Raw genomic sequence first — 12173 nt, forward strand, 5'->3', positions numbered from 1 at the left:
TGACTCCGACTTCAGCAAATAATGCTTTTGAACCGCTACCGTATCAAACCTCAGCCGTCGCATAAGTCCTTATAGATTATGTAAATTTGGAGTGTCCATCGGGTCCTTCAGCAAATATTCAGGAAATCTGATTACTCTAAAAGTCAGGTTTGTACCCTCATGAGAATTCTGGTTGTGGAAGACGATCGAAAGATGGCTTTGCTTCTCCGGGACGCACTCGAGAAGCAAGCGCATCGGATTGTTCTTGCATCTACAGGCACGGATGGCTTAGATATTGCTCGCAGCCATCCCTTTGAAGCTATCATCCTGGATGCGATGCTTCCTGAAATGGATGGATTTTCAGTGGCGCGATTCTTGCGTGAGGCGAAAGTCGCAACCCCCATACTGATGCTGACTGCGCTCGATGCAACAAAAGATGTTGTTCGCGGGTTAGACAATGGCGTTGACGATTATCTTACGAAGCCTTTTGCCTTTGCAGAGTTGTTCGCCCGATTACGGGCGCTTAGCCGCCGTACCCCAACGGCCACGTCTCTCTTGTATCAACTGGAGGATCTGCAACTTGACCCGCTGACGCATAACGCTTCCCGGTCGGGGAGACCCATCATTCTCACCAGGACAGAATTTCTTCTTCTCGAGTTCATGATGAAACAACCACATACCGTCCTACGCCGTGAGGCAATCATCAATGCTGTCTGGGGATATGAGGAGACCGTGGAAAACAATACGCTTGATGTATTTATGAAGCAGCTCCGATCCAAGATAGATGGAGGCTTCGAAAATAAATTGATTCACACGGTCCGCGGATTTGGATACCGGTTGACCTCAGTGATACACCCATGACCTTTTCGATTCGAGTTCGCCTGACCCTGTGGTATTCGGCTGTAGTATCCCTCATCGTAATCCTGCTTGGAATGGGCGTGTTTTTCGGTGCATCATGGGGATTGCGAAGAGCGGCCGACCTGGAGCTTACCTCGGGCATTGATGGTGTCGCCACTTTTCTCAGGCATAAGCTTGATATCCACGAGATGAACAATCTGAATAAAGAGTTGCGGGAGCACTCAGCTCTTCTCCCGCGCGGCAAGATGTTCCGCGTGAGCTATCCGGATGGTTCCGTGGTGTATCAACCTGATGCGATGACTGTTGTAACCTCTTCTTCGCCGCTGCCGAATCAAATACTTAAACAGGATATTCGTGTTGGACGAAGATCCTTTCGTTCCATTAGCAAATTGGCGACAGTGGGCCTGTCCACTTTCGTAATTCAGGTCGCTGTCGATCAGACTGAATATGCAGACCTGACGGACCATTTGGCATGGCTGCTCATCTTCAGTATTCCGGCCGCTGCGTTCCTTGCCGCTCTCGGAGGTTATTGGATGGGTGGACGTGCGCTCGCTCCTATCCATCAAATTACGGAGACTGCAAACTCGATTGATGCCCAAAGTCTCTCGCGACGTCTGCCACTCCTAGGAACTAATGATGAGTTGGATAGGCTCTCGAGAACTATCAACTTTATGCTTGATCGTATTGCGACTTCTTATGAGCGAATCACGCAGTTCACGGCAGATGCTTCGCATGAATTGCGAACACCAGTCGCGCTCATCCGATCGAATGCAGAGCTTCTATTGATGGAGCCGGGCGAGAATCGGCGAATCACGCAGGGACTTACCGATATCGTGGGCGAGAGCGAGTATATGGCAAGGCTTATCAGCGATCTCCTGACCTTAGCAAGAATGGGACAGGGCGATGGATTGCTCAACATGGAGCTGTTTGAGTTGGGAGAGTCTATTGATGCGATCCTTGTGAGGGCTCGATCACTCGCAGCTACAAAGAGGATCACGATCGAATATCTTCCAGAAAACCGAGTGCTCCCAGTCTTTGGAAACCGAGCTTCATTTGAGCGGCTCCTCATGATTTTTATCGACAACGCGGTACGTTACACACATACTGGGGGGCACGTCACGCTAATCAGTTGGACTACAGACGAACGGTGTGGATTTACTGTCCGAGATACTGGCATAGGGATTGCTCGCAGTGTCCAGGAGCACATCTTTGAAAGGTTCTTCCGAGTAGATGTGGCAAGAACTCCGCGCGATGGTGGTTCTGGATTGGGCCTATCCATTGCCAAGAGTCTTGTCGAGTCTCACGCAGGAACCATAAAGGTTGATAGTGAGATTGGCTGTGGCACCTCCTTTGAGGTTGCTTTCCCTCGGGCTGACAATGCGCAACACGTGTCAATACCCAGGCATTTAACCGACCTGTCCCGGATGTAAGGCTTATCCTTCATTCTCCTCATGAGAAATTCAGCTATTTTGCGCTAGTGTCAGGGGTATGTTGTCCTATTTGGAAAAACTATCCCGATTTCTTGCGGTCCTTCTGCTCATTGTTGGCTGCAAACTGGCTGTGGGGCAGTCAGCCCTGAACGGAAGTATTGTTGACCCGGTTGGCGATGCTGTCTCAGGAGTAGATGTTCAGTTGCGGACCAAAAAGGGCGCAATCATCCGGCATTCGGTTTCCGATGCTCAAGGTAATTTCCATTGGCAACCAGTCTCTCCCGACCAATACGTAGTGGAGGTGCCAGCCAAGTATGGGTTTGAGGCGTATAGAGCCCCGATACACTTTACGCATTCGTCGCAACCATTCTTAAAGATTCAATTGGCGCTGCCAACTGTAGAGGCGCAAGTCACAGTGGAATCTGCCGATTCCACTGTGACGACGGATCCAACCGAGAACCGAGATCAGGTTGCTGTAAGTTCACAGATGTTGGAAAGGGTTCCGGTCTTCGATCAGAACTATATCGCTGCCCTCGCACCCTTTCTTGATCAATCGGGCGTTGGCACGAATGGGGTCACCATCATCGTCGACGGCGTCGAGATGAAAGGTACCGGTGTCTCTGCCTCAGCCATTGCCGAAGCCCATATCAACAATGACCCCTATAGTGCCGAGACAAATCGTCCAGGGAAAGGGCGCATCGAGATCATCACAAAGCCGGGCACTCCACAAATACATGGAAGCTTTACCTTCACCTTCCGTGATTCAGTCTCCGATGCGAAGAACTATTTCGCCCTCACCAAACCGTTCGAACAGAAGCGAATCTATGAGGGCTCCATCACCGGCCCGTTAGGCAGCGATCAAAAGACAACGTTCCTCGTCTCGGGTACTCGACAGGAAGATAACCTGCAGGCAATCGTTCATGCACAGACTCCAACAGGTCTCATCTCGACCAATGTGCCGACGCCGATTCATGATACCGAGGTAGCCTTTCGAATATCTCATGAGTTCTCCGCGAAGCATCGGGTTTCACTGCAATACAACGTCACGGACACCATTACGAGGAATCTGGGAGCTGGCGGCCTCATTCTCGCTCAATCGGCGGTCAATGCTCAAGCTCGTGAGGACGACGTAATCTTTAACGATCGATTGATTCTGTCACCGACCCTCCTCAATCAATTGCAGCTCTTTTTTGAGAAAGACTATGACCCGACGCGCAGCGTTTCACCATTGCAGAAGATCGTGGTAGATGGTGCATTTACAGACGGTGGTGCCCAGGCCGATCTTCTTGCAACGGAGAATAATATGAAGATCAATGACATAGTCAGTTGGAGTAAAGGACGACATTACCTCAAATTTGGCGTCAACATTCCAAACTTGAGCAGGCGCGCATGGGAGGACAGTTCGAATCGGCAGGGAACATTCAACTTTTCGAGTCTTTCGGACTATGTGGCAAATCGACCATACTCGTTTACGCAGCAAGCGGGAGTAGGAAGAACTGTATTTTGGATGAATGAGATCGGTACATTCATCCAGGATCAGATTCAAGTTCGGCCGAATCTTCAGGTCTCGTTAGGCCTTCGCTACGACTGGCAGACTTACTTCAAGTCGATCCATGATTTCGCCCCTCGGATATCCTTCGCCTATTCCACAAAGGACCAGAAGACCGTGCTTCGGGGCGGCAGTGGTCTGTTCTATGATCGAACAGGAGCTACGCCGATGGCAGATCTGAAGCGGTACAACGGCGTCGTCCTTCGCTCCTACACCATTCTCAATCCGGGTTATCCGATCCCTTTGCCTCCTGACATTCCTCCTTCGAGCCTACCCACCAACCTGGTCCAGCTTGCTCCCAACACACACATTCCTTACATCGCCCACTACAGCTTCGGGATTGAACGCCAGCTTAGTAAGGAACTCACTGTTGCCGCAACGTATCGTGGATTGCTTGGGCTCGCGCTCTTTCGCTCGAGAGACATCAATGCTCCGCTCCCTCCATTCTATGCATCAAGGCCCAACACGAATCTTGGTGTTGTACGGCAAATTGAGTCAGAAGGAAGACAGGTAGGCAATGCGCTGGACCTGACTCTGGAGGGAAAGACCGGAAGGTGGTTTTCAGGGCTTGCTCAATATTCGTTTAGTCGAACTAACAACAACACGGGAGGGATTGCATGGTTCCCCGCGAATCAGTATGACCTAACCGGAGAGTACAGCCGCGCAGACTTTGATCAGCGTCATCGATTCAATCTTCTAGGTACGTTGAATGAAGACCATTGGTTGAATCTCGGCGTCGGGACGAAACTCTATTCGGGAATGCCATACACCGAGACTTCGGGTGTTGACGTGTTCAATACTGGTATCTTGAATGCCCGTCCCGCTGGAATAAAGAGAAATAGTCTGGAAACAGGTGGTAATGTCGAGCTCGACTTGCGATGGAGCCACGATATGCATGTCCCAAGTAAAAAGGGGGATCGAGCACCTCTTATGTCTTTTGCTATCGACGGGTTCAACGTGACAAACCGCACCAACTTCAGCTCGTATGTAGGTAATATTCAGTCGACGTTCTTCGGGCGCCCAACGGCGGCATTGTCCGCACGAAGATTACAATTTAGTGCGCATATTAAATTCTGATCGCGGGAACACTGGAAGTCTCACATTGCGGATCAACTTTGACTCCCGAAGGCGCGCTCTCGGATTTTTGTAAGTTGGAAACGTCAGCAACTCGTTTGTGTTCAGGCAACAGACACGAGTCGACCCGTTTAGAAGTGCGCATCACTTAGATTACTGTCATGCTGTTCCAATCTGAGTATTCACTGAATAGGGTTTATCTCCAAATTGATTGCATTGTCACTGTCTTGACCACGTTGCGGCCTAATATCTATTCATCACGCCATAGATTTAGATACCGAGAGTGATCAGGACCCTTCACATGCATCGTCTTATATTGGCAATACTTTGTGCTTCCTTCCTTCCCAGTGCCATCGCCCAGACGGGAGTCTTGATTTCAACGGCCCCTCCTACAAGCGAGTCACTCCGTATAGTGCAGACCCTTCAGTTGCCTAGTGCAGTGCAAGGCAACTTCGATCACTTCGGTATCGACTTGAAGCGTAACCGTCTCTTCGCTACTCCCGAGGCTTTTAAAGCAGTCCTTGTATTCGACCTCAGCACAGGCAAGATGGTTCATCAGATTGACGGCATTGCGAGGCCTCATGCGGTCTTCTATCGACCAGATCTGGACCAGATCTATGTTTCTGATGGCGGAGATGGATCGCTTAAGATATATGACGGCGAAACGTACCGTTTGATCGATCACATTGCATTGTTGAAAGATGCTGATTCGATTGGCTACGACATCTCCAGGAAGTACCTCTACATTGATAACGGCGGTGGTGACGTTGGCCAGCCCTATTCGATGTTGTCCGTTGTCGACACGACGGAGCATAAGAAAATTGCGGACGTAAAAATCGATGGGGACACACTCGAGGCGATGGCGCTTGATAACTATCGTCCCCGCATCTACGTGAACGACAAGGCGAAGAATCAGGTTGTCGTTGTCAACAGGTTGACTAACACGGTTGTGGCCACCTGGCCGCTGACCATGGGTAAGGTAAACGTCGCTATGGCATTGGATGAACAGCGCCAGCGTTTGTTCGTCGGCTGCAGGAGCGGACAGATTGTCGTCCTCGACACCAACACAGGGAAAGAGCTGCAGGCGTTGCCGATCTCAAAGGGAGTCGACGACCTGATCTTCGACCCTGCGACGAGGCGCCTCTATGCCGCTGGTGATGGAGCTGTGGATGTGCTTGATCAGACCGACCTTGACCACTATGTCGTTCGGGGTAGTGTACCGTCCGGCGCCAAAGGAAAGACCGCCCGGCTCGTGCCTGAGCTCAATCGTCTATTTGTTGCGGTACCTGGTGAAGCCGGAAAGAACGCGCGAATCATTATCTTCGAACCAGTCAACACACAGCCAGCCAAGAGCGTTGTCGTCGAGCCTAAGGCTCAGGTCGATTCACCGATCTCCGAAAAAATCGTGCTGGACACACTATCGACTCACCCATTTCTTAGAAAGTTAGGGCTTCATGTCATTCCTCCCGACCAACAAAATATGGTGCTTGTTGCGAACGGTAACGCGACCAGGATTGGAATACGCACCAGCGAGGGTGATTTCGCGGCTGTCAAAGATGGTAAGACTTATTGCGCGAAGATCGATGATGGGGCTTTCTACAACATAAAGATGCAGATGTTCGATGCTCAGGGACATCGTATCGGAATTCTTGTCATGGAGATTCCGTACACCTCTGCTGTGGATGTAGCAGACGCGATCCACAAAGCGGAAAGCATTCGTGAAGAGGTAGAGCACAGGATACCGAGCCTGGAAGCACTGTTCCATCACGCGTAAATCCAATCATTCATCGCCGAACAATATTTGCCGACAACTGGATAGAAACATCCGGCATGCAGACGTCGGCATCTTTATGGACCAGCACTATGCACTAGACGAGGACAACAGTGAAAAGATTAGTACAGTATGCCGTATTGGTTGCCTTGACCCTAATTACTATTTTCTCCAGAGCTCAGGTGGACAGCACGCAGCTGAACGGAACTGTGAACGACCAATCCGGTGCGCCAATACGTGAAGCCCGAGTGAGGGTTGTCCTTGAGGACTCTCAAGTAACTCGCACAACAGCAACAGGTGAGCACGGAAATTACACAATTCCAGCTCTTCCAATCGGGTTGTATACCATTTCATTCGAGAAAACTGGTTTCGCCACAACTCGTATCGAACACGTGCAACAAACTGCAGGAAATGTCAGAACTCTCGACATTACGTTACATGTGCAGTCGGTTTCGGAGACGGTGGAGGTAATTGACACCGTCGCCGATCTTGACAAAACGACAGCGACCTTTGGCGGTACGGTCAGCGGTGAACAGGTCAGAAATATCCCTTTGAACGGTCGTAATTGGGCAACACTCGAGACGCTTGCACCAGGAGCTATCGATTCCGGGTCGGGTCTACAGTCGTCGATTCGATTTGCGGGTAATGGGATTGACGACAACAATTATCGCCTTGACGGGGTCGATGCTTCAGGTGTCATGAAGCAAGCCCTGAAATCGGCACTACGTCTTCAGATATCTTCCGACGCGATCGCCGAATTCAAAGTCGACTCCGCCGTTTACACCGCCGAAAACGGAGGATCCGCGGGCGGGCAGGTCAGTGTTGTGTCGAAGAGTGGATCAAACCAGTTCCACGGCAAAGTGTTTGACTTCTTGAGGAACGATATTTTCGATGCTCGGTCTCCGCTCAATCCCACTACCTCGAAGAAGCCGGCATTTCACCTGAATCAATATGGCACGGATTTGGGCGGACCGATCATCCGGGACCGTACATTCTTTTTTGCGTCGTATGAAGGGTTTCGCCAGGTGTTGGGCGGTGTGCCCCAAGTCGGTCTGGTGCCTAGCGCGCTGTTTAGGCAGAAGGTAGCTTCCTTGTCCGCTCCGCTACAGGCCATCATTACCGCATACCCTACAGGCCAAAGTCCTTCAGGCGATAAAGAAGGCTATGCCGACAACTACACCAGCTACGCCGCTAGTCCGGTGAAGGAAGATTCAGGACTTGGACGGATCGATCACCATATCAACGAAAAAAACAGCATCTACGTCCGCTATAACACCGACCAAGGTTCCAGCACCAGCCCGCTAAACGCTGTAGGACAGAGCATCGAAGTGGATGCCAGCGTTCATAACGCTGTCATTGACTATCTTCATGTGTTCACTCCACGACTGATTAACGAAGCCAAGTTCGGGCTTAACCGAAACACATATCATCAGAATCAAGTGACAGGTCTACCCATTAATTTCTCCTTCGGGGGTGGGTTTACATCGCTCGGCGAGACCATCTATAAGCAGCAGGTTTCCACAACATTCTCCTATCTCGACACCGTTATCTGGACCCTCAATCGGCACACGTTGAAGTTTGGCGTGGATGTACGCAGAGTGCAGTTCAATGAGGCCAATACGGCGGATGGTACCGCCAGTTGGACTAGCCTTGATAACTTTCTCTCGAATACCTTGAACTCGTTTCAGGCCACGGCACCACTACCGGATCGTGGACTGCGTAAGACGCAGATTGCTGCCTATGCTCAGGACGAATGGAAGTTTAGCTCAAACGTGACCGTGAATGCCGGCGTACGTTACGGGTTCTTCCAGCCGTTTAGCCTGGCGCACGGTCTCTCTAACCCATTCGATATTCAGGTTTGCGGGGGCTATTGCCGCCCTGGCTCACCATTCTCTTATTCCAACTATCTGAACTTCGATCCACGCTTGGCGATTACTTGGTCGCCCTCGGGTAGCCAAGGCAACATGGTGTTCAGGGTTGGATACGGAATGTATCACGGCGAGTCGGAGCTTGCGGATCAGGACAGTCCTGCCGTCAATGATGAGCCATCGATTACCTTTCAGAGTTCGGCGACACAGGCCTATGCTTACCCGATCGACCCCAGTCTGATTCCGACAACAGGGCTAGCAGTAACTCCGCGATCCATGTCTCTTCACCATCCGGACTCGTACGTCCAAAACTGGACTGCCTCTATGCAAAACCAGTGGCCTGGCAAGGTCGTTAGTACGGTCTCCTACCTTGGTGCCAAAGGCACACATCTATTCCGTCGCACATATGGAAATGTCTTTGACCCCGCGCTTGGCAAGAACCCACTCGCACCTGCATTTCCAAGTCAGGTGGATACGAAGACCCAGGAAGGTGCTTCCAGTTTCAATGCGCTTCAAGTAAACGTAAAACGAGAGGTTCACAATGGAATGTTCCTGGCAGGAAACTATATGTGGTCCCACGCCATCAACGATGGATCGGTGGGAGCGGGAGAATCCAACTCCGCTCAAAACGTAGTGTGTTTCCAATGTGAGCGCGGATCAAGCGACTTCGACGTCCGAAACTCCGGGAACATCAGCTTGCTTTACGAATTGCCCTTTGGCCGTGGACGAAGATTCCTGAATCAAAATCGGCTCGCAGATGTCCTTATCGGTGGCTGGGAGTTCACCGATCTGCTGAACTATCGTTCAGGCCTTCCGGTGAATATTGTGGTAAGCCGTTCGAATGCCGCACTTCCCGATCACAACAACGTGAACCAACGGCCTGATCTTGTTCCAGGACAACCACTCTATTTCGCCAATCGTTCCATCAAGCAGTGGTTCAATCCAAGTGCGTTTGCCGTTCCGGTGAATGGGACATGGGGAAACGCGCCACGGGACTACGGACGCGGACCGATCCTCTGGCAGGATGACCTGGCGCTGGACAAGAACTTCAACCTTGTTGAGCGCTGCGTGTTGAACTTCAGGGCTGAGGCCTTCAACATATTTAATCGGGCACAATACGGAAACCCAAACGCAACCTTTGGCGCAGGAAACTTCGGCACCATTACCACAACAGCAAATGCCACCGGCCTTATAGGGACGGGGACGCCACGTGTCATGCAGTTCGCTGCTAGCATTTCATTCTGAACCGGTAGATCAAATAACCACCAACGAATTTAGGGCTTTGTTGCATTAACCGAGGTCGTCTATTGTGAAAGGCGAGGCCAGGAGCACTGCAAGTGTCCGTGTTCATCCTCGATGGCGGTACTATGCCGACTGTGTGACGTTTGCGGGCGAAGCTTCCTTGCCTTTCCATACGTGCTCCAGTCCTGGGAAGTCTTAGTGCAAGTCGGCTAATGAGATGGTCCGCGTGCGCCGTGAAAGGCGTTTAGTCCACAGTGGGTGCAAGTCCCACCCGGGAACTGGTTCGTTCCGCCCGGTAGCAATCGGAGCAGCGGTGGAGGTAACAAAGCTGCTGAAGCCTCCGATGGAAGAGGGTCGTAAAGGCGACTCTGCAAGCGTGCAGGCCGTAACGTGAGTGAACGCTGAGCAAGCCTCGAAATTCATGATGCAGGTGCGGACCCGCCGCGGACTTGGGGAAGGCCGAGGAGGGGGAAGAGTATGAGCGAACAGCTTCCTCCAACCTGCCGGGGTAGTGGCGACGGCATGTAAGCAAAGGGGACTGAAGGCAACACGGGAAGCCCCAGCGGTGATTGTGGTTGGATCAACTGGCAGCTCGCGAGAGACAGGCCGGGCCGTTTGGGGTGGCGGAGAGGCTTGTAGTACCGATGAAGCCGGGTAAGGCCGGTGGAGGGAAGAGGCCTCAGTTGAAGACGAACGTAATAAGCGACAAAGGACTACGGGATTGGTGATGAGCCTAATTGTATGACAAGGTGTACCGCAAGGATGTTCTGGTGTATGCCTGCAAACGTTGCAAAGCCAATGGTGGAGCAGCCGGAGTGGACAATCGGACATTCGAGGACATCGAGCAGTACGGTGTGGAGCGGTGGTTGGAGGAACTGGCGCAGGAACTGAAAAGTCGAACCTACCAACCGCACCCTGCGCGGCGGGTATACATACCCAAGCCGGATGGAAAGCAAAGGCCGTTAGGGATACCAACAATCCGGGATCGGGTTGTGCAGACGGCAGCACTGTTGGTGCTCGAACCTATTTTCGAAGCCGACCTGCAGCCGGAGCAGTATGCCTATCGGGCAGACCGCAGCGCATTGGACGCAGTGCGGCATGTCCATAAGCTGATCAACACTGGCCATAGGAAGATTGTAGATACGGATCTCAGCAGCTATTTCGACCACCGCGCCACATCTCGACTCTACCGCTTGATCCTTCCCCGTAGAGGGAGGATTGTGGTGGCAACTTTGATCGGAGGATTATCGACATGCAGATTGCGTCCATAGGCATTGACCTGGGTAAGACGACGTTTCAGCTTGTGGCACTTGGACCTACTGGGCAGGTTCTAGTGCGTCGGAAGTTTTCGCAGAAGCAGTTTGTTGACTCATACGGCCAACATAATCAGCCATCTCTGATCGGATTGGAAGCTTTCTCGGGGGTGCATTTCCTGTGCCGAGCCCTTCGAGCACAGGGTCATGACGTGCGGCTGATCCCTGCGCAGTTCGTTAAGCCATTCGTGAAGTCCAACAAGAACGACTTCCTAGATGCTGAAGCCATCGCGGAAGCAGTAGCTCGGCAAAACATGCGCTTCGTCCCGATCAAGACCGATGACCAGCTAGACCTGCAGGCGATCCACCGTGTACGGTATCGGCCTCGATTGCGTAGAAGTCGATTGCATCAATCACCACGTCGGCGCCTGCAAGAAATGTCTCTGCGGTTTCGGACGTGAATCCCCGTGTTTCATTCGTCACTTCCGCGCGCGGGTTGATTGGTTTCAGTTCCTTCTCGACGATCTTATGATTGGCCAGGGAATGTCCGCGAGTTGCAGAACGTCGTCGAGAGGTCGGTGATCGTGAGTCCTGATGACGTGTTTTGTGTGGATGAAGCTTGGCTATCTACAGACACCGCGAAGAAGAGATTGGGGCAACAGGTGCCTGAACCTGCTGACGGCGACTCGGGTCGCGAGAGCCCCAAATCATTGAAGCCGTACTCATGGAAAGTGGAGGCCGAGTTTACAGTACCAACGGAACTGCAGCCAAGCTTCGAATTCCAGCGTCTACTCTTGATTCCAAGATCAAGAAACTGCAAATTCGTAAGAGCCCCATCAAACTCAGCTAGTGCCGTCTACCCCTAGATGGAAACACGAATTCCGCGAATTCCGCGAAAACCCCGATAACAAATCAGCCTGCGTCGACCGCCTTTTCAAGCATTTGAGAATGGCATCCGGTTTGCACTGGTAAACGCGCATCCTGGCCGTAACTTAGGTTTGGCGGGGAGGCGCTGCCAACGACCTTTAGAATCGACCGGTTCGTTAGCGAGGGGAATGCCATCGTGTTTCGTGTGTGTGGACGGGTGCAAATCGATTGTGTGGACACGATTAAGGAACTGATCGAGGGGGAAAGCGCCAAGATCGCTCA

General features: G+C 51.8%; 7 protein-coding genes and 1 pseudogene. All 8 read left to right on the top strand.

What is annotated here, in order from left to right; genetic code table 11:
- Positions 1-174: 174 nt before the first annotated feature.
- The 8 genes and pseudogenes from BDD14_RS25255 to BDD14_RS35075 all read left to right on the top strand — a co-directional run bounded on the left by BDD14_RS25255 (position 175) and on the right by BDD14_RS35075 (position 11890).
- Positions 175-840 carry a response regulator transcription factor gene (locus BDD14_RS25255; protein WP_242618189.1) on the top strand — a complete coding sequence of 222 codons (666 nt, stop codon included), beginning with the start codon at positions 175-177 and terminating at the stop codon, positions 838-840.
- Positions 837-2267: a sensor histidine kinase gene (locus BDD14_RS25260; protein WP_130422324.1), complete on the top strand. Its 1431-nt coding sequence runs from the start codon at positions 837-839 to the stop codon at positions 2265-2267. Before BDD14_RS25255 ends, BDD14_RS25260 begins: the two co-directional genes overlap by 4 nt.
- Positions 2268-2649: 382 nt before the next feature.
- Positions 2650-4893 carry an outer membrane beta-barrel protein gene (locus BDD14_RS25265; protein WP_242618190.1) on the top strand — a complete coding sequence of 748 codons (2244 nt, stop codon included), beginning with the start codon at positions 2650-2652 and terminating at the stop codon, positions 4891-4893.
- A 424-nt stretch (positions 4894-5317) separates the two neighbouring features.
- The gene (locus BDD14_RS25270; protein ID WP_165420239.1) at positions 5318-6664 is read left to right on the top strand and encodes a YncE family protein; all 1347 of its coding nucleotides are present in this window, start codon (positions 5318-5320) and stop codon (positions 6662-6664) included.
- A 179-nt stretch (positions 6665-6843) separates the two neighbouring features.
- On the top strand, positions 6844-9774 hold the full coding sequence (locus tag BDD14_RS25275) for a TonB-dependent receptor (protein WP_242618280.1): 2931 nt from the start codon (positions 6844-6846) through the stop codon (positions 9772-9774).
- A gap of 734 nt (positions 9775-10508) precedes the next feature.
- Complete coding sequence (locus BDD14_RS25280) at positions 10509-11042, top strand: reverse transcriptase domain-containing protein (protein ID WP_130422332.1); 534 nt, start codon at positions 10509-10511, stop codon at positions 11040-11042.
- Positions 11024-11476, top strand: a pseudogene (locus tag BDD14_RS25285) (IS110 family transposase); the annotation flags it as partial. The gene BDD14_RS25280 and the pseudogene BDD14_RS25285, both read left to right, overlap by 19 nt.
- A gap of 48 nt (positions 11477-11524) precedes the next feature.
- On the top strand, positions 11525-11890 hold the full coding sequence (locus tag BDD14_RS35075) for an AAA-type ATPase lid domain-containing protein (RefSeq protein ID WP_479724015.1): 366 nt from the start codon (positions 11525-11527) through the stop codon (positions 11888-11890).
- Positions 11891-12173: the final 283 nt, after the last annotated feature.

It is taken from the genome of Edaphobacter modestus (assembly GCF_004217555.1).
Lineage (GTDB): Bacteria > Acidobacteriota > Terriglobia > Terriglobales > Acidobacteriaceae > Edaphobacter > Edaphobacter modestus.